A 26,750-nucleotide genomic window follows, 5' to 3' on the forward strand; every position below is an offset into this window, starting at 1 on the left:
CCACCTCAGATCATAAGTGCAATAAATGCCCTAATTTTGTTTTCTTTGTTTCCATATATTTTCTGTTATTCTTATTGACAGGGAGTTCAATCGGCAATACTTCAACTACTTCTAAGCCATATCCCTTTAATCCTGTTATCTTGCGGGGATTATTTGTTAACAGGCGCATTTTTCTTACGCCCAGGTCACGCAAAATCTGTGCCCCAATCCCATATTCCCGCAAATCGTCGCGAAAACCCAGGCTCAAGTTGGCTTCCACTGTATCCAGGCCTTCTTCTTGCAGTTTATACGCTTTTAATTTATTTAACAATCCGATCCCCCGTCCTTCCTGGCGCATATATAGCAGGACACCGGTTCCTTCTTGTTCGATTTTTTCCAAAGCGGCATGGAGTTGCGGGCCACAGTCACAGCGCTGGGAACCAAACACATCGCCGGTGAGGCATTCAGAGTGAACCCGGACCAGAACCGGCTTTTCCGGATCAATGTTTCCTTTGACAAAGGCCACATGTTCTTTGTCATCAACCTGATTGGAATAACCGACCATCTGAAATTCTCCGAACTCTGTCGGCATACGGACAGAGACCACACGCTCAATCAGTGTCTCTTTGCGTCTGCGATAGTGTATCAGGTCTTGAATGGTGATCATCTTGAGATTAAATTTTTGGGCCAGCTTCATTAAATCAGGAACGCGGGCCATTGTGCCATCTTCCTTAATCACTTCACAGATCACCCCAGCCGGGTATGAATCACACAACCGTGCCAGATCGACAGCTGCTTCGGTATGACCTGCCCTGCGCAGAACTCCGCCCTGACACGCCACAAGCGGGAAAATATGTCCCGGGCGGCGAAAATCATGTGGACCTTTCACCGGATCAATCAACTGTTGAATCGTGTCAGCCCGCTCAAAAGCGGAAATTCCTGTGCTGGTGTTAAAAGCGTCCACAGACACCGTAAACGCTGTCCCGTGGCGATCCGTGTTCCGGTTGACCATTAACGGAAGATCCAATTGTTCCGCTCTTTCTTCTGTCATCGGTACACAAACTAATCCCCGGCCGTGGGTAATCATAAAATTAATCACTTCCGGGGTCGCCTTTTCAGCAAGAGCGAGCAGATCCCCTTCATTCTCCCTGTCTTCATCATCAACCACGATGATCAATTTGCCCTGTTTCAAATCGTCAATCGCTTCTTCAATGGAATGAAACATACTTCCTCACCTCCGTTAAGTTTCACGTATACCCTGTTTTTAGAAGTCCTTTTTTATAATTATTAAACTTACACAAACCCGGTTTGTTTCAATTTTTCCAGGCCGAGCGGTTGTGAGGACGGCATGTTTGCCCACTTTGCAAGGTATTTTCCAATCATATCGCACTCAATATTTACCAGATCTCCCGGTTTGGCAGATTGAAGCTGTGTATGTTCAAGGGTATGGGGGATCACGGAAACGGTAAAGAAATCACTTCCCACATCCACGATGGTTAAACTGATTCCGTTCACGGCGACAGAACCTTTTTCAATCATGTACCGGGTCAATTCCGGGGCTGTACGAAAACCAAATAAAACTGCATTTTCAAAAGGCCGGCGCTCAATAATCGTGCCCGTTCCATCTACATGACCCTGGACGAAATGGCCGCCCATCCGCTGTCCGGCCGCTACAGCCCGCTCCAGATTAACCGGGGATGAAGGTTGAAGATATTTCAGATTGGTTCGCTTCATCGTCTCCGGCATCACATCAGCCGTAAAATAGAGTGAGCCCTGACGGGTGACAGTTAAGCAAACACCGTTTACAGCAATACTGTCCCCTAATTTTGTTCCTTCAAGTACCTTTTCACATTGAATTGTTAACTCCATCGCCATCCCCGATTTTGATATCTGGCGAATATGTCCTACCTCTTCTACCAATCCGGTAAACATGAACCCGCCTCCCGTTATTCATTTACAATATAACCTGTCACACAGAGATCTTGACCAAATTGCTCAATACTGATATCGCACAACGTCCGCGCTTCAGCCATTTTAGCGGGACTTTCTCCTTCCACCGAGGTTGGACTGTCTTTGCCCCCAATCAGTTTTGGAGCAATAAAAGCGATCACCTTCTGCACACGGTTTTCAGAGAGCAAGGAGGCATTAACCTCTCCCCCTCCTTCAACCAGCAGGGACAAGATACCTTTTTCACCCAGATGGCGAAGCAGAGGTTCCCATCCGACACGCGGACCCGCTCCGGCCGGGATCACTTCTACCCCTTTCTCCCTCAATCGCTTCTCCTTTTCAAAATCTCTCGCCTCAGTCGTAAAAATCCATGTCGGTGCTTCGCTCGTGTCAACCACATTCGCATCGATCGGGATTCGCAGGGAACTGTCGACGATAACACGAAGCGGGTTGACTCCCCCTGTCTCCAACCGAGTGGTAAGGCGGGGATTATCAGCGAGAACTGTCCCGACACCTACCAAGATAGCATCATACCGGTGTCGCAATTGGTGGACGTATTGCCTTGATGCTTCCCCGGTGATCCAACGGCTGTCTCCGCCTGCTGTCGCAATTTTGCCGTCAAGCGTTGTGGCTGTTTTCAGTGTGACAAAGGGTTTGCCTGTTCTCCGGTGATGAAAATAGGCTTCATTGAGCTTCAGGCATTCTGTTTCCAACACTCCTGAAATCACTTCAATCCCCGCTTCGCGCATGCGGGATATCCCCTTGCCCGATACATTCCTGTCAGGATCTACCGATCCAATCACCACTTGTTTCACCCCGCACGAGATAATTTTTTCTGTGCAGGGCGGGGTGCGACCGTAATGGACACATGGCTCTAACGTGACATAAAGGGTACACCCCTTTGCTTCAGCCCCCGCCATGTTGAGAGCATACACTTCCGCATGTGGAGTGCCCGCTTTCAAATGGGCCCCTGAACCAATGATGCGTCCCTCTTTTACAGCAACAGCGCCGACCATCGGATTTGGCGAGGTCTGCCCAGCTGCCGACTTTGCCAGCTCATATGCCAGACGCATCCAATCTTCGTGCTTACTCATTCTGTTCTCCTTACCTGTAAAAATAAATGAAAAGCCCCGATCATAGTGACCGGGGACGACCGTTTTTCGGGAAGAAGCAGATTGTATACCGCTTTCCAAAGTTAAGCATAGTCAAATAAACCTTCAACTCCAGTGCAAAAAACACATGTTAAAGGGTACACAATCCTACCATCCTTCTCCCATCCAGACTCTAACTGTCGGCTTCGGAGTTGCACCGAATCCACCGCTCACGCGGGTCACGGACTGAGGCAAAAAACTGCCATCACCGCCGGTCGGGAATTTCACCCTGCCCCGAAGGATGTTGCTATTCAATTAGATTTGATCCTAAGTTTGAGTATAGCTGAACAAACACAAAATGTCGAGGAAATTGCTCCCCGACATGAGATCTCCCATCCCGTCCTTATGACAAAACAGGAGTGCGGCTATTGACAGACTCACCGGATTCCCGCTTCCAGGGCAAACCCAGTTGCATACACAGATAGCTGAGAACGGAGAAAAAGACGGAAATAATAGTTGTATGAAGCAGAGCAGCCATCAGTTGTCCGCCGGTGAAAACGGTGATCATGCCACTGAGGGCCTGAATCGTAATCAGGATAAATGCCAGCCAGCTGCCCCGCAAGAGATCTTCCCGCGCTCGATAGCGGCGAATGACAGCCACCAGGAAACACAAGACACACAGCCAGAGTGTGATGGAAGCGTAACGGTGGAGCATATGAATCCCGGCCAGGGATGAAAAACTGGGAAAATAGGTTTCACCACAGAGCGGGAAAGAAAAACCGCAGCCCATCGTTGCTTCCGCATGGCGTACCAGTGCCCCTGTATACACTACGATATAGGTGTAGACGGCCAAACCCCAGACTGTGTAACGAATCCGCCCGGAGACAGGGGCATTTCGTGTAACCGTCTTCCCTTCCCCTTCTGTTTCTCTTGAAAGCTGAAATAAGTAAACAGTCAGCAAAACAACGCTGGCAAAAGATATCAGCGAGAAACCAAAGTGAAGGGCAAGTGCCGCTGTCTTGGCAAAGGACCCTTCAAACACGACCGTCAAGGCCCCAAGCGCCCCTTGCAACACGACAAAGAAAAGGCTCATAAAGCCCAAAACTTTAACGCGGCGATTCTCACGATAGGCCAGCCAGGCCCAAACTGTTAAAGTTAGGATTAAAAACCCGACTCCACCTGAAACAATCCGGTGGCTGTATTCAATCACCGTTTCAATGGGCAACGACTCCGGAATTAACTGTCCGTGACAGAACGGCCAGGAGTTTCCACAGCCTTTTCCGGAACCTGTTTTTGAAACGATTGCTCCCATCAGCAACATCAAATAAGAGCCGAAGGAGGTGACAACAGCAAGTATTTTTAGCAAGCGATGTTTTTGCATCTCTATTTCCCCTTTGCAGGCGGATCTTTCAAACCACATCATAACACATGTACCGCCCCCGGAGGCAACCTGCCACCCAATAGGCACAAACTTTCCAAAAACCCGCTACATTTACAGTTATCACTTGCCACAGATCAACCGGGTCCTCTCCTATTTTCTAAATCTGTTTTTAAACAAATAAACGGTCACCCATAAGCCTCCAAATAAAAGTAAAGCAATTAAAATCCCAAACGAAATATATCCCCAATACTGTTTAAAAGATAGCCCCTTGTCAATATTTTCAGACACTGACCAACCGTCTGCCAGGACGGAGATAATTACAAAAAAGAAGCTGGCAATCATAATTGCATTCTGATTACGGTTTCTCCGGTCATTATCTTCCATGTCGATCAAAGCGGTGATCGCATCCAGTTCCAGTTGTAACTCCTCCATAAGTTCCTCAATCCGAAAAGCGGTACGCATCAATACATATAAATTGGCCTGGTGAGTAATATGGCTGACCTGCTTAAATGAAGAACGCAATTTAAAAAGAACCATTCTGTTTTTTAATGATTCTACGGAGGGTCTGTCTTTTGCTGACGGATTAATTTTTTGAAAATGATCTTCCGACCGAAACGGAAGCCGGGAAGCCAGTATTGAAAAGTACTGCAATGCAAAATATTGGTGTAAAACCAGAATATAAAGATAAAAATAAGTCCTCTTTACATTGTTGATATGGTTTTCCAAAAAAAATTGATTGGTTTTCTCATTTTCAACCAGGTGGCTTACTTGTGCCGCACCTTCCAAAGAAATTCCCCAGTAACTGTTTTGAAAAGTTTGCAGCACTTCCGGGTTATCCGTCAAATTAAACTCCGACTCAGCAGGAAGGTAGGTTTTTTTAAAAGAACGGCGCATTAGAAATAAATAGTTTTTCAGCAGATTTTCATATTCGGTATCAGGCCTGCCCCACACGCTTTTGTCCAGAACAATTCCGCTGTAAACAAGTGCCCTCCGTGGAAGTCCCTTTGCATTTTCAAAAAACGTTTCCACCTTGATCTCTGAAAGCAGGTTTAAAGTTGTTTCACCCAGACATAACGTTTGTCTCACTTTTTCCGGTTGTTTTGGCCGCGGCTTCCGGTGTATTTTGTGTCTGTATTGAGAGATTTTTTTTAAATAATAGTTACAGCTGATAAGATCATCAACAGCTGTTCCGGAGGGGTAACGGATCTCATACACCATAAAACCAACTTGTGTTTCAAATAAATAGACAACAATTTCACCAATAGAAAACGCGTAAGACTCCCCGGCCGGTGTAAAAGTTACAAGCTCCTTCGTGTTGTTCGGAAGCCAGTGTGCAGACTTTCCCGCAGGTTCAAGCACCAATCTTTTCCCAATCGCTTCATTCTGCCCGGGGCTGCAATCAATTAAGTGATCCACATGCTGAAATAACTGTTGCTTGGAATCATTCTTCAACCTCCAAAGACAAGTGTTTGAACCGGCTTTTGTGGCCGAAGCAAGAGTTTGCACGGCTGTTTCATAGGGCATCAGGTAGGCAAAAGGGATAACCAGATAGGTAATTTGACGCTCCACGAGTGGCGGAGCTGAACAGTTTGCCTCCGGCATCTGCTGGTCCTCCTTTCTACTCCCGACGGTAAACGCCATATTTTAATATTTCGACCATCTGTTCCATTTCCTGCAAAGCATCATCAAATTGGGACAGCCCTTTATCCTCATTAACCTGAAAACGTTGTAACCATTGGTTCCTCATCGCTTCCAGGCTTAACATCACCAGTTGGATCGCTTTCTCTTGATCGATTTCGGGACGAAATTTTGAGTGATCAATCCCTCTTAGCATAAACGAATAGCTAATAGCCTCCGTTTGCTCATAGCGTTGTTTTATTTCTTCTGCGATCTCTGCCGGCGCGTCCGCAAATGCGATCATCAGAATACGGTACTCTAAAGGGTGATCAAGAAACATTTTCATTTTCGCTTTCCCCAGTTCCAGCAATCGTTCAAAAAAATCCGCGGACATTTCTTCCATATAAGGCTGCATATGGTTTAAAAGAAGGTTGAAACAATAATCTAGTGTTGCCAGAAAGAGATTTTTCTTGTTCTTAAAGTAATGAAACAATAAACCTTTTGATATATTGGCCTCTTGAATGATTTGATTGGTGGATGCCCGTTCATAACCGCACCGGGCAAATTCTTTTATTGCCGCTTGTAACACTTTATCCCGTTTATCTTCCGGAATCTGTTGGTATGGATCGGCCAATCAATCACACCTCCTCATCAGTTGACCAAGTGGTCACTCATTGGCTGTTATTATCTTATCCTATTTTGACCAATTGATCAAAAAAGTGAAAATCAACTCAGCACATAAATATGACCAGTGCGACAACCCACCGGGTTGCTTATGACTGGTTAGAAAGTCCGTTTCCGGAAGTTCTTGAGTTGCCGGGAGTAGAAATAGCCAGACATACGGCCAAAACGATGGATAAAATATCATCTTCAACTAGGTAAGGTATCTGATAAAAAGACCGCCCGAATATGGAAAATCCGTTCAGAGAACGGGTTTCATTCCATTTTTTAGGGCTAACAGTTATATTGTCTTTTAAGAAAGGAAAAAGGGATCATTCCCTACGTAGAATACGTAAAGAACTGTCCCTAATTATAGTCCAGTTTGGGGTTCAGCGGTCTTTTCGTTTACCTTTGGGTGTCAGGATTAGGCTTAAAGCGTTTTAGATAGCTGGGATTCATTTGTTTTTACCTGTTCCTTGCGCAAAAGGCGCTTTGGAATCCGATCCTGTGAAATGATATCCTGTAACGTTTCCCTTTCCACAACCAGATCTGCTTCTCCGTTTTGTACAAATACAACAGCGGGCCGGCGGATGCGGTTGTAATTATTCGCCATGGAATAATTGTATGCCCCCGTACAGCTGACCGCAAGTAAATCCCCCTGCGTTACCCGGGGCAATTCAATATCCCAGATGAGCATATCGCCGCTTTCACAGCATTTTCCGGCAATCGAAACAGTTTCGTCCGCTTCCTCAGCAGCACGATTGGCCAGCATGGCTTCATACCTGGCCTGATACAAAGCCGGGCGGAGGTTATCTGTCATTCCGCCGTCCACGGCTACATATTTGCGGACACCGATTACTTCTTTGACCGTACCTATGGTGTAGAGGGTGGTTCCGGCTTCCCCAACAATACTGCGACCCGGTTCAATCCAGATTTCCGGAATTTGCGGTAAGCGTTGAAATGCCCGGGTAACTGCGGAGGCGATTGTCTGAACATACTGTTCAACCGGCCGGGGAGTTTCATTTTCCTCATAGCGGATACCAAAGCCGCCCCCTACATTTAAAATGCGTGTTTGAATCCCGTATTGTTCATAACACTCCTTCGCAAGCCGGGCCATCTTATCAATCGCCAGCCGAAACGCTTCTGTTTCAAAGATTTGCGACCCGATATGGCAATGAAATCCTTCCAGGTTGAGATGGGAAGCATGATACGCTTGTAAGGCCGCTTGATGCGCTTGTCCGCTGGAAAGATCAAAACCGAATTTGGAATCTTCCTGCCCCGTTTGGATATAGGCATGGGTATGAGCCTCAACACCCGGGCTGACACGTAAAATCACATTTGCCTTTTTCCCTTTTTGTTCAGCTAATACCTGAAGCATTTCTAATTCAATAAAATTATCCGCAACAAATAAACGAATGCCTGCATCCAGTGCATACTCTATTTCAAACGGAGATTTATTGTTTCCGTGAAAATAAATTCGTTCCGCGGGAAATCCCGCATGAAGGGCGGTATACAGCTCACCGTCCGAGACGACATCCAATAACAGGCCTTCCTCATCCACAATGCGGCACATAGCCAGGGTACTAAATGCCTTGCTCGCATATCCCACTTGAAAGGGGAGCCCTGTCTTCTCAAATGCACCAACAAACGCCCGCATCTTTTGTCTGATCAGTTGTTCATCTACAATATATAAAGGTGTACCGTATTGATTTGCCAGTTGAACGGTATCGCATCCGCCGATTTCCAGGTGTCCGGATTCATTAATCCGGCTGGTGCCATGCAAGAACATCAATCTCTCCCCTTTGCTTCTTCGTTCTATATCATCAAGTTTATATAGCATTTTTTTCGTTTGTAATACCCTTTAATATACGACAAGTCCCGCTAGAAATAAACAAGAAATTTTGCGCAGGAATCAAAAAGAGAAAAGGCGTTCAAATAGGAAGCAGACGGGCCAGACATTAAAAGTGGATTCGGAAGAAAAGTGAAGTGGTTCAGATGGTCACTTCGCCGAACAAAAATGCCGATCCTATAACACTGGGGATCGGCATTTATTTTATTTTTTTCGCTTTGTTTCGGTTATATTGATCCAAAATGAGCTTTACGGCTTTGGTAGTGACTGGTGCTCCCAACCGGATATGATCCTTCCTTTTCATTTTCCCGACATCTCCGATCCCGACAATGAGAGGAATTTGAATCTGGTTTAACACTCCCACGGTATCGCCAAAAATTCGCAAGTGTTGGGATTCTTTTACCTGTCCGTATTTATCGACCCCATTCCCCACTACATTCCCGTCACAATCAAGCGCCATATGAACGGGGGTTCCTTGACTTTTGGTAGAATTAGAAGCAACGGCAATCGCTCCAAGCACCTCGAGATCCGGATGAGTGGCTACATACTTCAGCGCTTGTTCTCCGACTCCTTCCCGGTTTGAGCCACAATCATCAAACATTACCAACACAGGGTCATAGGCGGCTTGTTTGATGAGTCCCACCAGTTCCGGTCCGCTTAAGGGGCTTGGATTGCCTGCAGATAAAGAGATACAGCGCCCTCCCACCTTTTGGGCAACTTCTTCCAATGTATCCTGGGCCACCATATCTCCATCTGTTACAAGAATAACTTGACGTTTGGACATACCGTTCATCCTTTAGGTTTAAAAATTGCAGCGGTGAGAAATCCAAAGATAATTGCGGCCGAAATACCGGCACTGGTCACTTCAAAAATTCCTGTCAGGATGCCGCCCCACCCATTGGTTTTTGCTTCCATGAGCGCCCCATGGACCAGAGCATTGCCAAAGCTGGTGATGGGTACAGTTGCCCCTGCACCGGCAAATCGAATCAAAGGTTCATAAAGGCCGAAACCGTCCAGTATTGCACCTATAACAACGAGCAGGCTTAATACATGTGCGGGTGTAAGTCTGGTTAAATCAATTAACAATTGTCCGATGACACAGATGATCCCTCCCACCAGAAATGCCGCCCAGAACGATCCCACTGAATCACAACCTTTCTTTACAGCTGATTACCAAATCTGAAAAATAAGCCATTGAAACAAGGACCCTGTCACTTTTCCCAAAGCCATGGCCATCAACAGATAAAGGAGATGGGCCTGCATATGCATTCGCTTCACCAAAATAGGGAATACATTCAACACTTCTGTTAACGCTGCCGCAAGCATCCCGACAAACAGCCCCATCACCCACCCAATGGGAACCATGATCCAGACCGGGATCTCTATCGTCCATCCGCGAAAATCGATCCAGGTAAAAAAAACAACTCCCAAAACCATGGAATATTCAAAGCTTTGAATCGATTGATGAGACTTCGTGATCTGTGTCAGCCTGGGAACAATATCCAGCACCGTGATAAAGGCGACAAATCCGCTTCCGACCGCGATCCCCCCGGCTAAACCGATGAAGATAAACAGTAAACTATCCAGAAGGTTCACGGGAGCTTCCTTCTACTTTCTGTTTCTCATCATTAATGACATACTGATCAATCGCTTCCTGATAAAGATACATTTCCAACTCCATTGGACTTGGCTCTTCATTAAAGCGTTTCTTAAACAGGTGGTTAAAAAATATAATCATCCCCATACCGATCCCGATGGAATAAGGAATTTGCAGGATGAATGGACGTTTAACATGCTCTCCGGTGATCAGATAGTAAATCCGCTCATGTACTTCTTGCATACTCACATCTGTATGGAAATTCATAATGGCAAGGCCAGAGCCGATAAATAAGATAATCCATACGAAAATAACAAGTAACGGGTTTGGAGCCTTCCCCGGCGTTTGGATTTCCAGGACCGTTTGCGGGGGTCCGATATTACGGATGTCTAATGTAGGATTATGCTGATGAATCAGATGCATCAAGTCCAGAAAATCGATCACGGCAAAGTTTCCGTGTTCAAGAGATGCCGTAATTACGGGAATCTCCTGTAACTCTTTATAAGATTCATCCCCAACTAACCGGCTGACATCCTTGATGCGTAACAGTTGCCCGGGCTGCGCTTGTAATTTCTTTTTCAATCGCAGATAGACAATCGGTTTCACGTGGGCAACTCCCTTTCATGCATTGATATATGTAGTATGCTTCACAGCTCTGCAGACATGCACATATGGAAAACTTGCCAACCAGGATATCAGAAGAATTTGATAAATACTCACTATATAGATTCCGTCAAAATAGGAATCCAATTTAAAAGTAAGTTTTGGGAACTGAAAGACTGCCCAAATATTCTCCGGGAAAGTAAGTGAAAAAGAGCACTTCATCGGAAGAAGACTTCCAAGAAGTGCTCTTTTCTGTAAAAGTGTGTAGTTAAAGGGGGAAGGCAGAATTCTGCTTCCCCGGCATGATTCAAATTTTTATCCCACAGTTGTGTCGTTAGTATGGATTTTTTGTGATTTGCTCTAGTCACTATAGTCCATCTCGTCACGAATGCGGGCAATGATTTTCTTCTCCAAACGGGAGACTTGTACCTGAGAAATTCCCAACCTTTCTGCTACTTCTGACTGAGTTTGATCTTTAAAGTAACGCAGATAGACAATCAGCCTTTCACGGTCGGATAGACGGTGGATGGCATCTTTTAGGGCAAGTTTGTCAAACCACGCGGCCTCCGATTCGTCAGATATCTGATCCATCAAAGTGATCGGATCTCCATCGTTTTCATAAACCGTCTCATGAATGGAAGTGGGGGCACGGTTCGCTTCCTGGGCAAAGATGATTTCCTCCGGATCTACTCCCATTTCAGCGGCAATTTCTTGTACCGTCGGAATCCGATTTAACTTTTTCGATAATTCATCTTTCGTTTTCCGTACTTTGTTGGCCATTTCTTTCAGTGAACGGCTTACTTTAACCATGCCATCATCACGGAGAAAACGCTGGATTTCGCCAATAATCATAGGAACGGCATAGGTAGAAAATTTGACGTCATAACTGAGATCAAATTTATCCACCGCCTTTAACAATCCGATACACCCGATCTGAAACAGGTCCTCTGCTTCATATCCCCGGTTTAAAAAGCGCTGGACAACGGACCAAACCAGGCGGATATTATGGCTGACTAACCGGTCACGAGCTCCCACATCCCCTTCCTGGCTTGCCCGGATCAACTGTTTGACTTCCTCATCAGAGAGATGGCCATGTCTGCTGTTGCGCACATCTGCATCCATAGGATCCCTCAATTGGCCAGCGATTGCTGTTGAGTTTTCAAATATTTAACCATATAAACAGTTGTTCCTTGCCCCGGCTTGGAATGGATGGCCACCTCATCCATAAAATTCTCCATGATGGTGAAACCCATTCCGGACCGTTCTAACTCCGGTTTGGATGTATAAAGAGGTTGCCTGGCTTCATTTACATCGGGGATGCCCACTCCCTGATCGGAAATTGTAATGCTGACACGGGAACCTTCAATTTCAGTTCGGATATAGATCATTCCTTCAGCCTGTTCTTCATAACCATGAATAACCGCATTGGTAACCGCTTCAGATACAACGGTTTTGATATCTGTTAATTCTTCCATCGTCGGATCTAACTGTGACACAAATGAGGCTACAGCAACACGTGCAAATGCTTCATTTTCGGAACGACTTGCAAATTTCAACTCCATGAAATTTTTATGTACCTCTTTCATGACGCCACCCCACAAGCGGACACTGCACTGTGTTCATCCTCATAAATCGGAAGAATCTTAAATAATCCCGACATCTCCATCAGCCGGTAAACAGAAGGCCGGATGGAGCAGAGCATCATTTTCCCGCCTAACTGGGTCACTCTCTTATATCGGCCAAGGATCACGCCGAGGCCGGAACTGTCCATAAAATCCAGGTCTGCTAAATTGACCACCAAATGAGTATATATCTCTTTTTCTAATTCAGCTTCAATCATTTGACGAACCTTTCCGGCCGTATGGTGGTCCAGCTCACCACATAACCGGACGATGAGTACATTACGAGAGTGATGTATTTGAAGTGTTAAACTCATCCGCTGTTCCCTCCCTCTATTTTTATCCATTATTTCTACGAAATGTCTTTCCTTTCCTTCCCTAAAAATAAGAAACAAAAAATCGAGGGTACTTGTCCCCTCGTCCAAGTATTCCTCGACTTTCTTGTTCACTCTTTTTCTTCAGTTTCTCTGGGCAGGAATAGAACACGGTTCACAACCCGCTTAACGCTTGACCATAAATTGGCTTCTTTCACTTCTTTGGCACTTATTATCTCCATCTCCGCAATCTTGCGCCCGTTTTTGGAAAACTCTATTTTTCCGAGTATCTCCCCTTTATGAATGGGTGCCTTCAGCTCTTTCCAGATCACAGATTTTGTAATTCCTTTACCATCATCCCCTTTTTTTACTAAAATACTGAAAGAATGGCTGGCACGAATCTTTATCGTTTCCGGATCACCTTTGTCAATCTCTTTTTCGGCAATTAAATCTCCCTTTTTATAAACGAGATGGCTCGTGTATTGATTAAAAGCGTAGTCGAGCATGCCTGAGACTTCCTGGTTTCTCTTTTTTACATCGGGCTCACCCATCACCACTGCGATCACCCGAAAGTTTCCCCTTTTAGCCGTGGCGGAGAGGCAAAACCCGGCCTCAGAGGTATAGCCGGTTTTAATTCCGTCTACCCCCTGATAGTAACGAACCAATTTGTTCGTGTTGACCAGCCAAAATGGCTTTTTGGATTGTTGGCGCAAATAATCCTGATAGATTCCTGTATATCTGGTAATCTCAGGATGCTTCAACAATTCTCTTGACATTACAGCAATATCGTAGGCGGAGGAGTAATGATCCTCGGCAGGTAAACCGTTGGTATTTTGGAAATGGGTATTTTTTAACCCCAGTTTCTTCGCTTTATCATTCATCATCTGGACAAAATGTTGTTCAGTTCCCCCTAAAAATTCTGCTAATGCTACTGAGGCATCATTGGCAGAGGCTACTGCAACCGCCTTTAACAGGTCCTGGACACTCATCGTTTCGCCGGGTTCCAGAAATATCTGGGATCCTCCCATTGAAGCTGCATTTTCACTAATTCTGACCTTGTCTTTGAGAGAAATCTTCCCTTCGTCAAGTGCTTCCATCACCAACAACAATGTCATCACTTTCGTAATGCTGGCCGGAGGCAGCTTTTGATGGCTATTTTTTTCAAACAAGATTGTTCCCGTATCAGCATCCATCAGTACCGCGGAAACTGCAGAAGATGCCAAATCTTGTTCCGTTTTAGCAAAAGTTTTGGGAAGAAACAGGGTAAATGCAAGGCAAAAGGCCAGCAAGGCAATCCCGGTTCGTCTATACATCTGCAAGGTCCCTCCTATTCAATGTACTCATAGTCTGAACCTTGAACAGGGTAATTATTCCAAAACACAGGCAAGAAGTGCCCCCCTAAAGAAAGCCGCATTTTTGGGCGACACAATTCTGGCATGAAAGATTTGTCTCACTGGACCCGCTCCGAAATCATATTGAGGCATAGAAGTTCTTAGAGTTTCAACTCTTAGAACTTCTTTCCCTGTGGGACTCCGTTCCGCAGCGGGAGCTAAGGTCACTCGCCGCAAATATGATTTCTCCGCTCTATTACTCATTGAACGCTTTCACAAAAAAAGCCCTCCCTCTTGTTAAATGAGGAGAGCCTTTGGAAACCAATTATTTTTTGACTTTAGAAACTTCAATCCATGCCTGGGTTTTATCTCTGTTCACTTTCTTCAACTCAATTTTCAACCCGTTCTTCGGCAGTAACTTTCCTCCAGCCGGATTGAATGGAGAAGAATAGTCATTTCCGTCATAGAAGGTTTTGATCCCCGGCAGTGGATCATATTTCATGCTAAATTCCGGATACACGACATTGATCGGTGAAGTCGGTTCAAATCCGAATGCGGCGTCATTTATCTGGTATCTTGTTGTGCCTACCTCGCCATTATCCCAGTAATGCCCGCGCTGGTGTGCATCAACAACACCGAGGAAACCTTCTCCCGGATGGACACCTGTCATGTTATCTTCACCGAAGCGTCCATCGTAATACCAGACAAGCATTCCGGGGTCGTAAGGTAAGTAGCTGTTATTGCGGCGAAGGTGAGCAAGGCCCTCGTCCACTCCGTTATGGGTCCGCCATTCTACCAGGTAGTAATTGGGATATGAGATGCGAGAACCGTCAAACACTTTAAATCCATCCAGAGTGAATTTCGGGGTGCCTTCTGCGTCATCTTTGAGAACAACATTTCCGTCTGCTTCCACTGTGATGTTATCGGCGTAGAAACCTTCCATGGTTAAAGCAATATCAGTCACATATTGGAATTCAACCTTGATTTTCTTTCCAACAAAGCCGGAGAGATCAATCTCTTCTGTGACCCACTGTTTATTTGTGTTATCATCATACGCTTTTACCGGGGTTGGCTTTGTGGCGCCATCTGCGTAAATATTGACATAGAGATAATCGTAGTCCGTCTCAATCTCTCTCCAGGAATCAAAGGTGAGTTTGGCTGTTTTCGCATTGGTCAGATCAATTTCCGAAGAGATCATCTTAGTGTTCAGCATATCGCCTTTGGTAGAGAAATAAGATTTGCTGCCCAGCGGTTGGGTTGGCGGATCCACTAAGCGGTCGGGCAGATTAATTTTGAGCATTTTTCCACTTTTGGTATCTGCAACTGCTTCTTTAACTTTAAATTTTCTCTTTTTATGCAATTCCTCAAAATCAATCACGGTTGGAGCCGGCCAGTTCCCGCCGTATGTTTCATGGAAAAACAATTTTGCCCACGGGCTGAAACCGGTCGGTTCGGTACCCAGAATTTTACCCGTCCAGCTTCCGTAGGACATGAGGGACCAGGCTTCAACCGGAGAACCTGAACCGGTATAACCTGTGTCATATTCATCCGGCAGTCCCAGATTATGCCCGTATTCATGGCAAAATACCCCGGATGCTCCATCTTCCGGTTGAATGATGTAGTCAAATGCTTTCAGTGTGGTTCCCGGAATCGGTACAGGCTCGGCACCGATGACAGAACGGTGAGACCAGATTGCATTTTCTCCCAGGTCTCCTCCGCCCGCCTCTTCACCCATACCGGAGTGAACAATAAACAGGTTATCCAACAAGCCGTCCGGTTCTGAGACATTACCATCGTTATCAAAATCGTAGGGATCACGCTGGTCAAATTTCGCTTCATTTCCGGCAATTTGTTTACCCACAGACTCCAATGTTTCTTTGACAAGTTCCCGGGGTCTGGCATCATTCGCGTAACCGGCGTGGGAACCGTAATATGCAGCATCATTTTTCGCCTTGATCCACGGAGTAACTTTCCCATCCAATGCCCAGTAGCCGGCGGATTGTTCCAAATAGTACTGAGTCATCGTTTTTAGTTTTGTTCCATCATCCATTGTGAATCCATTACGATTAAAGAGCAAATTCTGATAATGCTTTTGATTGAAATCTTTCACCCAAAAATGGCTGTCATCTTCACGCTTGATGTTGTTATGCGGATAATCCGGAAACTCGATCAAAGCAACAACCGCATTATCAACATGCCGCTTTTTTAAGCCCTTTGCTTCCGGTACACTTTCTTTCAAACCAGCAATCTTTTTTGCCACTCTTTTTTGCAGTGCTTTTTTTCCTTTATAAGCACGTTTACCGAACTTACTGGAGACATCGATCCCACCGGTTTTGGCGTTCGGCGTTTTGCCCCGAGTAGCATAAGCTTTGACTGCTTTCTCAATTTCCGCGGGAGAAGCATCTTTACTCAGTTTGCCTTTTTTAATTAAAGATTTTACAAGTGCTTCCTGGTTTACTACTGACCAGTCAACTTCGCTTTCAGAAACCTTAGCTGCCGGCGCAGATTTGGCGTAACCTGCCCCGGGGGTAACTACAGCGGCTCCGATCAGTAAGGATGTAGAAAGCAAGGCAATCACTGACTTATTGATCTTCATACGGTTCCCCCTTTGTTTTAAATTGAAAGTACAATATTAATTATAAATATAGTTAAATGTTTTTCAATAATAATACGTTAATCTAAATATTCAGTTTTTAATTTTTAATTATATGTATGGCGATAGGATATTTCAACAGCTACTGTTGACTTAACATTGGGGGCAATCCACTGATTAAAATGGGTTAAAACAGCATTAGAGATTATATTTGGAAATTTATTTTCCCGCTGATACAGATCCCCCCTAAAATAAAAGCCCGTGCTCATTGATAAGAAGCACGGGCCTGCCTAAAATGTAAATACCAGTTACCATTTCCGGTTAAACTTGAATGATCCCCTCTGCGGAGACAATACAACGAACCAGAGCCGGAGGGGTAACCGGGCGATCCTGAATATCAATCGCACTTATCATGCGTTTTTTCACTTCTTCCACGGCATCCTTTTTATTCACATACAGCGTAGCAATCGCCTCACCTTTTTTCACTTTGTCCCCCACTTTTTTGTGTAAGACGATTCCTACTGCATGGTCGATCTGATCCTCTTTCGTCGCGCGTCCTGCCCCTAATTTCATCGCACACAAACCAACCGTTTCAGCCTGGATGGCCTGTACGATTCCGTCTGATTCAGCCGGCACGGAAATCTTTTCCTGTGGTTGGGGCAATTTCTCGGGGTGATCAATTTGCTCCGGGTTTCCATGTTGCCCGGCAATAAATTCTTTAAACTTTGCCAGCGCACTGCCGTCATTGATGCATGTTTCCAGCGTGTGGCGTGCCTCTTCCGCTGTTTGGTATTTCCCGGACAACACCAGCATCTGACTTCCCAGAATCAGACTCAGTTCTCTTAAATCGGCGGGACCATGCCCTTTTAGTGTATCTATCGCTTCCTTGACCTCAATCGCATTTCCCACTGCAAATCCCAGCGGCTGGCTCATATCGCTAACTACAGCAACTGTTGTCCTGCCAACATGCTTTCCAATCGCGACCATGGCCTCCGCCAGGCGAATGGCATCCGCTTCTTCTTTCATAAATGCCCCGTCGCCCGTTTTGACATCCAGAACAATTGCGTCGGCACCAGCGGCGATTTTTTTGCTCATGATGGAACTGGCAATCAGGGGGATGGATTCCACAGTTGCCGTTACATCGCGTAAAGAGTAGAGTCTTTTATCCGCAGGGGTCAGATCAGCTGTCTGCCCCATGACGGCGATATTGTTTCTGTTTACTAAATCAACAAATTCCTTGGTTTCCATTTCCGTTGAAAAGCCGCTGATCGACTCCAGCTTATCCACCGTACCGCCGGTATGCCCCAGTCCGCGTCCGGATAGTTTTGCCACCGGAACACCTGCAGCAGCAACCAATGGCCCCAGCACCAGTGTTGTTGTATCGCCCACGCCTCCGGTGCTGTGTTTATCTACTTTGACACCGGCAATACCGGACAGATCCACCTGTTCACCCGACTTGACGATAGACATGGTCAAATCGGCCGTTTCTTTCTCGGTCATACCCTGATAAAAAACAGCCATTGCCCAGGCAGAAATCTGGTAATCCGGAATGCTGCCTTTGGAGTATCCATCAATAAGGTACTGAATCTCCTCTGTAGTTAAGGATTGTCCGTCTCTTTTTTTGCGAATAAGTTCTACTGTATTCATATCTTTACCTCTTGGATGATTCCTTTCACCAGCTTCATGAAAACCGGCTTGGTACGGTTGGCTACTTCAACCACCTGGTCATGGCTGAGCGGTTCCAGCTCTTCACCGATCGCCATATCCGTGATGCAGGAGATACCCAGTACTTTCAATCCCGCATGGCTTGCGGCAATCACCTCGGGAACAGTAGACATTCCTACAGCATCCCCGCCGAGATTTCTCAGCATGATCAATTCTGCAGGAGTCATATATGTAGGGCCGCTTACTCCGGCATATACTCCCTGTTGCAACTGAGCACCCTGTTGTTTGGCGACAGTGAAAGCCACTTCCCGCAGTTCCGGGGTGTAGGCAGAGGACATGTCCGGGAAACGGGGACCCAGCTCTGCTAAATTCGGACCGATCAGGGGATTCGAACCAGTCATATTCAAATGGTCGGTAATAACCATCAAGTCACCAGGCCGAAAACCGGAATTCATCCCACCTGCGGCATTGGTGGCAATCAGCAGTTGAATGCCTAGTGCTTTCATCACATAGACAGGGAACACAACTTCGTTCATGCTGTAACCTTCGTAGAAATGGAAGCGTCCCTGCATGGCAGCAACTGTTTTGCCCCCCATCTTCCCAATCACCAACTGGCCGGCGTGCCCTTCCACTGTGGACACCGGAAAATGGGGGATCTCCCCATATGGAACAACGATGGCCTCTTCCATTTCTTTGGCCAGATCACCAAGTCCCGATCCTAAAATGAGACCGATTTGCGGCTGGTGTTCGGTTAATCCGCGTATCTTATTTTTTGCCTCTTCAATCATTTGCAAGCGATTCATTGATGGTTCCTCCCCGCTGTTAAAGTTCACGAATAATGCCTCTCACCAGTTGGATAAATTTTGTTTTTACCCGATCAGCTGTCTCCATCACTTCCTCGTGACTTAGCGGTTGCGGCAGAATTCCCGCCGCCATGTTACTGATACAGGAAATACCGAGCACACGGATTCCTGCATGGCGTGCAGTGATCACTTCGGGAACAGTAGACATCCCCACTGCATCCCCGCCGATTTTTCTAATCATCCGGATTTCCGCAGGTGTTTCATACGATGGTCCCAATACGGCGGTATAAACTCCCTCTTGTAACTGAATCCCGTGCTTGTCTCCGACCCGTCGGGCCAGTTCACGCAAATCAGGATCATAGGCATTGGACATATCAGGAAAACGCACGCCCAATTCAGGATCATTGGGACCAATCAAAGGATTGCGGAACATTAAATTAATATGATCACGAATCAGCATCAGATCTCCCGCTGAGTAAGACTCATTTACCCCTCCCGCCGCATTTGTAACCAATATCGTTTCCACACCCAGTTCTTTCATGACACGGATCGGGAATGTAACCGAAGACAACTCGTGTCCCTCATACAAATGAAAACGTCCTGCCATCACCACTACCTGCTGTCCTTCAAGCGTACCAAGAACCAGTTGGCCGGCATGCCCCTCCACGGTTGACACCGGAAAATGAGGAATCTCTTCATAGGAAATTGATACAGGATTCTCAAGCTCTTCAGCCAGTACGCCCAGTCCTGAACCAAGGATCAGGCCAATTCGCGGTCGAACAGTTGTTTTTGTGGTTATTGATTCTGCTGCTTCTTTGATCTGTGTCCGGGTCAGACTCATCGTTCCACTACTCCTTCTCCGTTATTTGAGTTCATGTAAAAAACTGCGGCCGATGGGAGGTGCCTGAACCTGAAAGTTTTCGGCAATGGTTGCACCAATATCGGCAAATGTCTTACGCAATCCCAATGATTTTCCTTCCTTAGACAACTTCTTGCCAAACACTAGAAGTGGTGTGTATTCCCGGGTGTGATCGGTTCCGTGATGAGTCGGGTCATTGCCGTGATCCGCGGTAATGATAAGCAAATCCCTATCCTGCAAAGCTTTTAAAATGTCCGGAATCCGTGCGTCAAACTCCTCCAACGCCTGTGCATAGCCAACCGGATCACGGCGATGTCCGTACTTGGCATCAAAATCGACCAGATTGGCAAAAGCTAACCCGCGAAACGGTTCTGACAACACCTTTAGCAACTGGTCAACTCCGTCTGCGTTGTTCTTTGTATGTATGGAACGGGTAATACCCACTCCGGCATAAATATCAGATATCTTGCCCAGGCCGATCACATCGAGACCCGCTTCGGCCAGGTAGTTCAATACTGTTTTTGCCGGCGGCTTAACTGAGTAATCACGGCGGTTTGCTGTGCGGGTGAAGTTCCCCGGCCCACCGACAAACGGCCGGGCGATGACGCGGATAACAGAATATTTCTCGTCCATCGTTAGTTCACGGGCAATTTCACAGATACGGTAAAGCTCGTCCAAAGGAACAATCTCTTCATGGGCCGCAATTTGAAATACGCTGTCCGCGGAAGTATAGACGATAAGGTTTCCCGTTTTCATATGTTCATCGCCTAACTCGGCAATGATTTCCGTTCCCGAAGCCGGTTTATTGCCAATCACTTTTCGCCCTGTTTTTTCTTCAAAGACCCGGATTAATTCTTCCGGAAAACCATTGGGATAAGTTTTAAAAGGTTTTTGAGTATAAATCCCCATAAACTCCCAATGACCTGTGGTCGTGTCCTTTCCTTTGGACATTTCACTCATTTTTCCGTAGTATGCGCTTGGAGAGGCAACAGGTTGTACTCCTTCAACCGGCTCGATGTTTCCGAGCCCCAGGCTTGCAAGGTTGGGCAAGTAAAGCCCCTGTTGATGTTCGGCAATATGCCCCAGTGTATGGGCACCGCTGTCATCATACTCCTCTGCGTCAGGCAGAGCGCCGATCCCCACACTGTCCAGGACAATGAGTGTAACGCGCGGAAAGCGTTCCATTCGCACCACTCCTATATTATAAATTAGAAAAAAAAAAGAACGCACAAGTAATTGACTGTCCGTTACCATCATTCCCCTAACCAATAAAAAATAAGTAGGCGGTTTTTAATTTCGCTAAGCGGATCCCTTTCAGACGGAGCATCTTGATATGCAAACACTTTAACCGCCCCGCCCGAGGGTTCCTTATACATAACATCCGGTCTCCAGTAGGGTGCCAAAAAAGCCATGATCTGATACAACAGCAGAGTAAACAGGACAAACAACAGAATAAATTTTGTCCATTCCTTCATCTTGCGCAAAGAGATAATCATAGCAGGATCGTCCTTTTCCGGTTGTTGTTATAAAGTTATGGAAAAGAACGATCAAATATGCGAACAAGTCTCTTTTTCGCGATCACACGATTTGGCGGCCCATTACATCATTAAGGGAAACATACGGCAAGTTCAAGCTTTCCGCCACCGCCTCATAGGTTACATTTCCTTGCATCACGTTCACCCCGCGGGCGAGGGGGCGGTTTTCGATCAAGGATTGCTCCAGCCCTTTGGAAGCAATTTGTACCGCATACGGAATGGTTACATTTGTCAAGGCAAAGGTTGAAGTTCTTGGCACAGCGCCGGGCATATTGGCAACTGCATAATGGACTACATCATGTTTCACATAGGTAGGTTCACTATGGGTTGTAACACGGTCAATCGTTTCAATCGATCCACCCTGGTCAATCGCCACATCAACAATCACCGAACCGGCTTTCATCGTTTTCACCATTTCTTCAGTTACCAGCCGCGGTGCCCGGCGGCCCGGGATCAGTACGGCACCGATGAGGAGGTCAGCCTTTTTCACCATTTCGGCGATGTGGTAGCTATTGGACATCAGTGTACGGAGTTGCCCTTTATACAGATCATCCAGTTGTCGCAAACGTTCCGGATTCAGATCCAAAATGGTAACGTTTGCACCCATTCCCAAGGCAATTTTCGCTGCATTTGTTCCAACGACGCCGCCGCCGATGATCACAACATCAGCAGGCAGAACTCCGGGTACTCCTCCCAGCAGCACCCCTCTTCCGCCGTGCGGCTTTTCCAGGAACTGAGCGCCGATTTGAGCAGCCATACGCCCGGCTACTTCACTCATCGGGGTGAGAAGAGGCAGTGCTCCGTTGTCTAACTGAATCGTTTCATAAGCAATCGCCGTAACTCCCCGTTCCATCAAGGCTTGCGTTAATTCTGGTTCCGGTGCCAGATGGAGATATGTAAACAGAATGAGCCCTTCACGGAAGTACTCATACTCAGATGGCTGAGGTTCTTTTACCTTCAGAATCATCTCGGCATGGTTCCAAACATCCGCTGCCGAATGAAGGATTTTTGCACCATGTGCCACAAAATCGTTATCGGCAAATCCGCTTCCCACACCGGCACCCTGTTCAATGATCACTTCATGACCGGCATTGATCAAAGCATCTACCCCGGCCGGTGATATAGCGACCCGATTTTCGTTATTTTTAACTTCTTTAGGTACACCAATAATCATGATGAAACCCTGCTACTCTAAAATACATAGAAAAATGTGTGCCAGTTGTATTCTCGCTTCTCTCCGCCTGACACACGACCGGACCATTTCGGCGGGCCAGACGGCCGTTTCCGGCAGACGTTGATGCCTGCCCCAAAATTTGTGCGTCGCATGAGAAAAGATCCCCATGCTTCCTGCGAACATCACAGACATTCTTCTATCCAGTAGCAGATATTCACCTCTCTTTTTATAAAATGGTTACAAAGGTAAATCAATTTATTCCCCCTTTGCCATGACTATCATACCACGCTTGTAAGCCTGGTCAAATATTATTTTAAACAAAAAACGCGAGATCTTTTCAACGGATCTCACGTAACTTTGGAACCTACCAGCTTTTTGGGATCGGCCACCTGTCCTTTGCAGCGATGACAGATTCCATGAAAGGTTAAACGATGGTCTACAATTTGAAAATCATATTCTTTCTCAACCCGATCTTCAATCGGGCCTAACAAATCTTCCATGATTTCATCTACCGTACCGCAATTGAGGCAAATGAGGTGGTGGTGGTGATGCTCCGCCCCCTCAGCCCGAAATTCATAGCGCGTCACACCATCTCCGAAATTCAGCTTGTGGATGATCTGCAAGTCACTAAGCAATTCCAGTGTACGATATACGGTTGCAAGCCCGATTTCCGGAGCTTTTTCCTTCACCAACAGGTAGACATCCTCTGCGCTCAGGTGATCTTCCTCATTTTCCAAAAGCACTCGGACAGTCGCTTCCCGTTGGGGGGTCAATTTGTAGTTATGGGCGGACAACTGTTGTTTAATTTGGTTCACCCGTTTTTCCACATCCACACCCCCCTGCGTATCTGACACCATTATATTTGAGGAAGCCTGATGAAGTCAAACCAAATAAAAGAGACTATCATCTAATAATTATTTTAAATATAAATGACACAAGTGACTAATCAATCCGACCGGCGGAACAGCTGTTTTCATCAGATGGGGGGAAATAAATGCTTCAAACAGAGAGGATAGAAGCATCATCACCGCCATTCCGGTTACCAGAATGGAAAAGGAAACAAATTGCGGATAAATGGTTCCCCGATGATGGATCAGCCGGTTTCGCACCAACAATATGGAAAAGTTGATCCCTGATACGGCTACAATAATTAAAGCGGGTATGACCAGCAAATTTTGCGGCACCACAGATACAAAAGCAAACCATAGCCCCTTCCATGACAGTTGGTTCACCAAAAAGCCCACCGTAAATCCGATCACTAAGCCTTTGAGAAAAATAAAGACAAGCAACACGGGAATTCCAATCACCGACAAGCCCAAAATCCACATTAATCCAATCGTTTTCAGGTGGTCACCCATTGAATGCTGAAAGGCGATCTCCGATTCTGCGATTGAATTTTGCTCTAACCCCTGGAAAAAATAACTGAGGTAATTAAGCAATCCTTCCTTTTGCGCGGGGTCTAAAGTATTGACAATGACTGCCCCGAAGATCACACCCATCATAAATAATACCGTTATAAATATATAAAGGGATTTCTGGTTTTGTACATGCACCTGAATGCTTTGGCTCCACTGGCTTTTTCTTTTCATACAAACCCCTCCTCTGCCTGTCACTCTACTCTATGACAGGCAGAGGGAGATTATACGGGAAAGATAAGATAGAGTTAGAGATTTCATTTTCAGGCTTCCATTTCTGGCGATCGCCGCTGAAAGAGAGACAACCTCTGCAAAGATCATTGAGGCACTCGTTTCGCTATCGGGAGAAAAAGGACATTCCGATGAGCATTCTCTGCAGCTTATTTAAAAAGAATCATCGGATGTGCGGCTTTCTTACTGTGTGCCGCTTTCCAATCCTTTACTTCATCTTTTCATGTAAAAAGAATGTTACGATAAAGTAAAGGAGGAAATTCAATATGTGCGTTCTCCCATTCCTTTAAGAACGGTTCGAGCCTGAGAGGAATGTAGATTTCGAGTGATAGCCGGGGCAAGAAGAAGTGTAGTTGGCCGAAATGATAAAGTCCCCCCAACCAATAAGACCAGCGCAGACTTTTTCAGATGATACATCAGGAGTATTGATAGATCGATCCTGCTAGCATAACGGGATTCAAAAGGAGAGACAGAGAATGGGTTTACTTGAGCGATTGTCAAAAAAAGAAACAAAAGAGAGAATGGAAGAGCTGGCGGACATTCATGACGAAATTCTAAACATCCATCATAAATTGGAACGCTTTGACCGCCAATTGGCCCGGTTTAGAGAAGCGGATCAACAACTGCAAGAAGCATTTTCCATTAAAAAATCATCCAGAGTGGTTGCAGAAAAACTAGATGAGGTCTACAGAAATGTGCAATTGATCAGTGAAGCTATCAGGAAAGATGATAAAGAAATGAGAACTTATATTCTTCAACATGTCGATAAAATGGAATGGATCGCCAAGAATGTCCATGCAGATGCAGAGAAGCTTAAAGAGCAGGCAAAAACGGAGCTTTCTGCTAATTATCAAAAAGAGGTAGCCATTTTCAAGAATACATATACTCAGTCCCTTGAACAATTTCAGCAAGAGATGAAGCAACAGACAGAAAACCAATTACGAGAGACGAGTCAGCTTATGGAAGAAAAACTTGATCAGCACCAATTGGATTTGAAACAACTTGAAGTTCAGCTGCAAACTTGGAATGAGCACGTAAAAGAAGAACAAAAGAAATCAGACTGTAGAAAAACCACTTCTGAAAACTGTACCCAGAAGTGGTTTTCTCATTAGCTGGCTTAAAAATCGACCAAGGCGATGGTTACGCCATCGCCAATTGGCCAGTTTCTTTAAATTCATGGCAGCAAAAAGCAGCATCGCCTGCATCTGAACGCGACGCTTTCCTCGAAGCGTCGTCCACCGCATGCCATGCTTTTCTTTCATATCGGCAAAAACCCGCTCAATTGTTTCTTTCCGTTGTTTATAAATTTGTTTATTCTGTTCCGTGTGTCGAAGATGTTCGGCTTCATCTAAATAGTCCTGCCAAATATGGCGATGAATTTGCTTGATATGGTTTCGGCTGTTTGTACATTGGGAAAGAAAGGGACAATCTTTGCAGGTTTTTGGATCAGAAATGTACTGACGATAGCCTTCCCGAGTAGTGGTCCGATAAGTTAACGTTTCACCAGCAGGGCAGATATACCAATCATAATACTCATCATACACATATTCATGTTTTCGAAAAAATCCATTTTTCGTTTGGGGTCTTGTATAGGGCATAACGGGCTGAACCCCATCATCGAGTAGGATTTTGCTGATGTAAGGAGTCTTATAGCCCGCATCAACAGCAACCGCTGTTGGCTGGGCCACCGTTGTTTTGATCTGTTCATAAAGAGATGGAAAGACCTGGCTGTCATGAACATTACTTGGCTCTACGATTGCTCCCAAGACAAAGCCATTCCGATCACAGCCCGTATGAAAGGAATAGGCAAAAATGCGTTCCCGTTCATTTTTGACAAAGTATCCGCTCTCCGGATCCGTTGTGCTTTCCTTCACCTCTTTGATTTCAACATCGCTCTTGGGAGCCAATGTCTTTTTTCCATTAGCCAGTCGATCCTGGTTGATTTCATCCTGAAGTTGCTCCTGGTAGACTCGGGCCTGTGCCCGAACCAGCTTCTTCACATATTTCTTTTTATTTGCATTGCCTTTGACATGTGTGGAATCAATAAAGATGACTTCCGGATTGACAAACCCGTGATCAATCGCTTCTTGCAAAATGCGCTCAAAAATCACTTCAAATAGATCTGTGTCTTGGAAACGACGGACATAATTTTTTCCGAACGTTGAAAAATGGGGAATTTTTTCTGTAAGCCCATAACCAAGAAACCAGCGATAAGCCACGTTGGTTTCAATCTCTTTAATGGTTTGCCTCATAGATCGAATGCCAAATAAATATTGGATTAATGCTATCTTGATTAAGACCACTGGATCCACACTGGGACGCCCATTATCCAGGCAATAATAATCTTCAACAAGGTCATAGATAAAGTCAAAGTCAATGCTGTCTTCAATCTGGGGCTGTCCCAAAAGTAGAAAATCTACTTGAAGGTACAGCTCCTTTTCATGTTGTTTACAGAAATTTTATTTTAGTGTAGAGGGTGGATGAAAT

Annotated in this window: 27 protein-coding genes and 1 riboswitch; of the genes, 1 reads left to right on the forward strand and 26 read right to left on the reverse strand. The window is 45.7% G+C overall.

All coding sequences use genetic code 11. The features are described 5' to 3' along the window. Nucleotides 1–10: 10 nt before the first annotated feature. The 25 genes from I8U27_RS14690 to spoIIM form a co-directional block, all read right to left on the reverse strand. The gene (locus tag I8U27_RS14690; RefSeq protein ID WP_181753378.1) at nucleotides 11–1,204 is read right to left on the reverse strand and encodes a bifunctional 3,4-dihydroxy-2-butanone-4-phosphate synthase/GTP cyclohydrolase II; all 1,194 of its coding nucleotides are present in this window, start codon (nucleotides 1,202–1,204) and stop codon (nucleotides 11–13) included. 68 nt (nucleotides 1,205–1,272) lie between these two features. Continuing rightward, nucleotides 1,273–1,911 carry a riboflavin synthase gene (locus I8U27_RS14695; protein WP_181753380.1) on the reverse strand — a complete coding sequence of 213 codons (639 nt, stop codon included), beginning with the start codon at nucleotides 1,909–1,911 and terminating at the stop codon, nucleotides 1,273–1,275. 14 nt (nucleotides 1,912–1,925) lie between these two features. After that, entirely contained in the window at nucleotides 1,926–3,020 is a 1,095-nt protein-coding gene (gene ribD, locus I8U27_RS14700; RefSeq protein WP_181753382.1) for a bifunctional diaminohydroxyphosphoribosylaminopyrimidine deaminase/5-amino-6-(5-phosphoribosylamino)uracil reductase RibD, read from the reverse strand. A gap of 167 nt (nucleotides 3,021–3,187) precedes the next feature. Next, nucleotides 3,188–3,323: riboswitch (FMN riboswitch) on the reverse strand. Between the two features lie 97 nt (nucleotides 3,324–3,420). Beyond that, on the reverse strand, nucleotides 3,421–4,398 hold the full coding sequence (locus I8U27_RS14705) for a COX15/CtaA family protein (protein ID WP_181753384.1): 978 nt from the start codon (nucleotides 4,396–4,398) through the stop codon (nucleotides 3,421–3,423). Between the two features lie 150 nt (nucleotides 4,399–4,548). After that, entirely contained in the window at nucleotides 4,549–6,000 is a 1,452-nt protein-coding gene (locus tag I8U27_RS14710; RefSeq protein ID WP_181753386.1) for a hypothetical protein, read from the reverse strand. Between the two features lie 16 nt (nucleotides 6,001–6,016). After that, nucleotides 6,017–6,649, reverse strand: coding sequence for a TetR/AcrR family transcriptional regulator (locus tag I8U27_RS14715; RefSeq protein ID WP_181753388.1), 633 nt, complete (start codon nucleotides 6,647–6,649; stop codon nucleotides 6,017–6,019). A 456-nt stretch (nucleotides 6,650–7,105) separates the two neighbouring features. Next, the gene (lysA, locus tag I8U27_RS14725; protein WP_181753390.1) at nucleotides 7,106–8,464 is read right to left on the reverse strand and encodes a diaminopimelate decarboxylase; all 1,359 of its coding nucleotides are present in this window, start codon (nucleotides 8,462–8,464) and stop codon (nucleotides 7,106–7,108) included. 259 nt (nucleotides 8,465–8,723) lie between these two features. Continuing rightward, on the reverse strand, nucleotides 8,724–9,308 hold the full coding sequence (locus I8U27_RS14730) for a stage V sporulation protein AE (protein ID WP_181753393.1): 585 nt from the start codon (nucleotides 9,306–9,308) through the stop codon (nucleotides 8,724–8,726). A gap of 5 nt (nucleotides 9,309–9,313) precedes the next feature. Continuing rightward, complete coding sequence (gene spoVAE, locus I8U27_RS14735) at nucleotides 9,314–9,667, reverse strand: stage V sporulation protein AE (RefSeq protein ID WP_181753395.1); 354 nt, start codon at nucleotides 9,665–9,667, stop codon at nucleotides 9,314–9,316. 27 nt (nucleotides 9,668–9,694) lie between these two features. Then, nucleotides 9,695–10,120, reverse strand: coding sequence for a stage V sporulation protein AB (locus tag I8U27_RS14740; RefSeq protein WP_181753397.1), 426 nt, complete (start codon nucleotides 10,118–10,120; stop codon nucleotides 9,695–9,697). Continuing rightward, the gene (locus I8U27_RS14745; protein WP_181753399.1) at nucleotides 10,104–10,727 is read right to left on the reverse strand and encodes a stage V sporulation protein AA; all 624 of its coding nucleotides are present in this window, start codon (nucleotides 10,725–10,727) and stop codon (nucleotides 10,104–10,106) included. Before I8U27_RS14745 ends, I8U27_RS14740 begins: the two co-directional genes overlap by 17 nt. A 357-nt stretch (nucleotides 10,728–11,084) precedes the next feature. Beyond that, complete coding sequence (sigF, locus tag I8U27_RS14750) at nucleotides 11,085–11,846, reverse strand: RNA polymerase sporulation sigma factor SigF (protein ID WP_181753401.1); 762 nt, start codon at nucleotides 11,844–11,846, stop codon at nucleotides 11,085–11,087. Nucleotides 11,847–11,854: 8 nt separating this feature from the next. Further along, the gene (gene spoIIAB / locus I8U27_RS14755; RefSeq protein ID WP_181753403.1) at nucleotides 11,855–12,310 is read right to left on the reverse strand and encodes an anti-sigma F factor; all 456 of its coding nucleotides are present in this window, start codon (nucleotides 12,308–12,310) and stop codon (nucleotides 11,855–11,857) included. Continuing rightward, nucleotides 12,307–12,660: an anti-sigma F factor antagonist gene (gene spoIIAA / locus I8U27_RS14760; protein ID WP_181753406.1), complete on the reverse strand. Its 354-nt coding sequence runs from the start codon at nucleotides 12,658–12,660 to the stop codon at nucleotides 12,307–12,309. The genes spoIIAB and spoIIAA overlap by 4 nt, the downstream gene beginning before the upstream one ends. A 128-nt stretch (nucleotides 12,661–12,788) precedes the next feature. After that, entirely contained in the window at nucleotides 12,789–13,970 is a 1,182-nt protein-coding gene (locus I8U27_RS14765; RefSeq protein WP_181753408.1) for a D-alanyl-D-alanine carboxypeptidase family protein, read from the reverse strand. 343 nt (nucleotides 13,971–14,313) lie between these two features. Beyond that, complete coding sequence (locus I8U27_RS14770; protein ID WP_181753410.1) at nucleotides 14,314–16,584, reverse strand: immune inhibitor A domain-containing protein; 2,271 nt, start codon at nucleotides 16,582–16,584, stop codon at nucleotides 14,314–14,316. A 318-nt stretch (nucleotides 16,585–16,902) separates the two neighbouring features. After that, nucleotides 16,903–18,228: a pyrimidine-nucleoside phosphorylase gene (locus I8U27_RS14775; protein ID WP_181753427.1), complete on the reverse strand. Its 1,326-nt coding sequence runs from the start codon at nucleotides 18,226–18,228 to the stop codon at nucleotides 16,903–16,905. Continuing rightward, nucleotides 18,225–19,049: a purine-nucleoside phosphorylase gene (locus tag I8U27_RS14780; RefSeq protein ID WP_181753429.1), complete on the reverse strand. Its 825-nt coding sequence runs from the start codon at nucleotides 19,047–19,049 to the stop codon at nucleotides 18,225–18,227. Before I8U27_RS14780 ends, I8U27_RS14775 begins: the two co-directional genes overlap by 4 nt. 19 nt (nucleotides 19,050–19,068) lie before the next feature. Continuing rightward, the gene (locus I8U27_RS14785) at nucleotides 19,069–19,890 is read right to left on the reverse strand and encodes a purine-nucleoside phosphorylase (protein WP_181753431.1); all 822 of its coding nucleotides are present in this window, start codon (nucleotides 19,888–19,890) and stop codon (nucleotides 19,069–19,071) included. 21 nt (nucleotides 19,891–19,911) lie between these two features. Beyond that, complete coding sequence (gene deoB / locus I8U27_RS14790) at nucleotides 19,912–21,093, reverse strand: phosphopentomutase (protein WP_181753433.1); 1,182 nt, start codon at nucleotides 21,091–21,093, stop codon at nucleotides 19,912–19,914. A gap of 68 nt (nucleotides 21,094–21,161) precedes the next feature. After that, nucleotides 21,162–21,404 (reverse strand): DUF4227 family protein, encoded by a 243-nt coding sequence (locus I8U27_RS14795; RefSeq protein ID WP_181753435.1) that lies wholly within the window; start codon nucleotides 21,402–21,404, stop codon nucleotides 21,162–21,164. A gap of 82 nt (nucleotides 21,405–21,486) precedes the next feature. Continuing rightward, on the reverse strand, nucleotides 21,487–22,617 hold the full coding sequence (gene ald / locus I8U27_RS14800) for an alanine dehydrogenase (RefSeq protein ID WP_181753437.1): 1,131 nt from the start codon (nucleotides 22,615–22,617) through the stop codon (nucleotides 21,487–21,489). Between the two features lie 17 nt (nucleotides 22,618–22,634). Continuing rightward, nucleotides 22,635–22,769 (reverse strand): hypothetical protein, encoded by a 135-nt coding sequence (locus I8U27_RS21060; protein WP_258567799.1) that lies wholly within the window; start codon nucleotides 22,767–22,769, stop codon nucleotides 22,635–22,637. A 195-nt stretch (nucleotides 22,770–22,964) separates the two neighbouring features. Continuing rightward, complete coding sequence (gene fur, locus I8U27_RS14805) at nucleotides 22,965–23,474, reverse strand: ferric iron uptake transcriptional regulator (RefSeq protein ID WP_220185999.1); 510 nt, start codon at nucleotides 23,472–23,474, stop codon at nucleotides 22,965–22,967. Between the two features lie 57 nt (nucleotides 23,475–23,531). Continuing rightward, nucleotides 23,532–24,206, reverse strand: coding sequence for a stage II sporulation protein M (gene spoIIM / locus I8U27_RS14810; RefSeq protein ID WP_181753441.1), 675 nt, complete (start codon nucleotides 24,204–24,206; stop codon nucleotides 23,532–23,534). Nucleotides 24,207–24,739: 533 nt separating this feature from the next. On the opposite strand from spoIIM, the gene I8U27_RS14815 reads away from it, so the two are divergent. Then, complete coding sequence (locus tag I8U27_RS14815; RefSeq protein WP_181753443.1) at nucleotides 24,740–25,375, forward strand: hypothetical protein; 636 nt, start codon at nucleotides 24,740–24,742, stop codon at nucleotides 25,373–25,375. On the opposite strand, the gene I8U27_RS14820 is transcribed toward I8U27_RS14815, so the two are convergent. Then, nucleotides 25,319–26,695, reverse strand: a complete 1,377-nt coding sequence (locus I8U27_RS14820) for an IS1182 family transposase (RefSeq protein WP_374057938.1) — start codon at nucleotides 26,693–26,695, stop codon at nucleotides 25,319–25,321. The genes I8U27_RS14815 and I8U27_RS14820 overlap by 57 nt on opposite strands. Nucleotides 26,696–26,750 lie beyond the last annotated feature (55 nt).

Source organism: Paenactinomyces guangxiensis (assembly GCF_016055185.1).
Classification (GTDB): domain Bacteria; phylum Bacillota; class Bacilli; order Thermoactinomycetales; family Thermoactinomycetaceae; genus Paenactinomyces; species Paenactinomyces guangxiensis.

Bases quoted from the DNA above. Each gene is read 5' to 3' on its own strand.
- I8U27_RS14690 (WP_181753378.1), bottom strand. From the start codon at position 1,204: ATGTTTCATTCCATTGAAGAAGCGATTGACGATTTGAAACAGGGCAAA.
- I8U27_RS14695 (WP_181753380.1), bottom strand. From the start codon at position 1,911: ATGTTTACCGGATTGGTAGAAGAGGTAGGACATATTCGCCAGATATCA.
- ribD (WP_181753382.1), bottom strand. From the start codon at position 3,020: ATGAGTAAGCACGAAGATTGGATGCGTCTGGCATATGAGCTGGCAAAG.
- I8U27_RS14705 (WP_181753384.1), bottom strand. From the start codon at position 4,398: ATGCAAAAACATCGCTTGCTAAAAATACTTGCTGTTGTCACCTCCTTC.
- I8U27_RS14710 (WP_181753386.1), bottom strand. From the start codon at position 6,000: ATGCCGGAGGCAAACTGTTCAGCTCCGCCACTCGTGGAGCGTCAAATT.
- lysA (WP_181753390.1), bottom strand. From the start codon at position 8,464: ATGTTCTTGCATGGCACCAGCCGGATTAATGAATCCGGACACCTGGAA.
- I8U27_RS14730 (WP_181753393.1), bottom strand. From the start codon at position 9,308: ATGTCCAAACGTCAAGTTATTCTTGTAACAGATGGAGATATGGTGGCC.
- sigF (WP_181753401.1), bottom strand. From the start codon at position 11,846: ATGGATGCAGATGTGCGCAACAGCAGACATGGCCATCTCTCTGATGAG.
- spoIIAB (WP_181753403.1), bottom strand. From the start codon at position 12,310: ATGAAAGAGGTACATAAAAATTTCATGGAGTTGAAATTTGCAAGTCGT.
- spoIIAA (WP_181753406.1), bottom strand. From the start codon at position 12,660: ATGAGTTTAACACTTCAAATACATCACTCTCGTAATGTACTCATCGTC.
- I8U27_RS14765 (WP_181753408.1), bottom strand. From the start codon at position 13,970: ATGTATAGACGAACCGGGATTGCCTTGCTGGCCTTTTGCCTTGCATTT.
- I8U27_RS14770 (WP_181753410.1), bottom strand. From the start codon at position 16,584: ATGAAGATCAATAAGTCAGTGATTGCCTTGCTTTCTACATCCTTACTG.
- I8U27_RS14775 (WP_181753427.1), bottom strand. From the start codon at position 18,228: ATGAATACAGTAGAACTTATTCGCAAAAAAAGAGACGGACAATCCTTA.
- I8U27_RS14780 (WP_181753429.1), bottom strand. From the start codon at position 19,049: ATGAATCGCTTGCAAATGATTGAAGAGGCAAAAAATAAGATACGCGGA.
- I8U27_RS14785 (WP_181753431.1), bottom strand. From the start codon at position 19,890: ATGAGTCTGACCCGGACACAGATCAAAGAAGCAGCAGAATCAATAACC.
- deoB (WP_181753433.1), bottom strand. From the start codon at position 21,093: ATGGAACGCTTTCCGCGCGTTACACTCATTGTCCTGGACAGTGTGGGG.
- I8U27_RS14795 (WP_181753435.1), bottom strand. From the start codon at position 21,404: ATGATTATCTCTTTGCGCAAGATGAAGGAATGGACAAAATTTATTCTG.
- ald (WP_181753437.1), bottom strand. From the start codon at position 22,617: ATGATTATTGGTGTACCTAAAGAAGTTAAAAATAACGAAAATCGGGTC.
- I8U27_RS21060 (WP_258567799.1), bottom strand. From the start codon at position 22,769: ATGCGACGCACAAATTTTGGGGCAGGCATCAACGTCTGCCGGAAACGG.
- fur (WP_220185999.1), bottom strand. From the start codon at position 23,474: ATGGTGTCAGATACGCAGGGGGGTGTGGATGTGGAAAAACGGGTGAAC.
- spoIIM (WP_181753441.1), bottom strand. From the start codon at position 24,206: ATGAAAAGAAAAAGCCAGTGGAGCCAAAGCATTCAGGTGCATGTACAA.
- I8U27_RS14815 (WP_181753443.1), top strand. From the start codon at position 24,740: ATGGGTTTACTTGAGCGATTGTCAAAAAAAGAAACAAAAGAGAGAATG.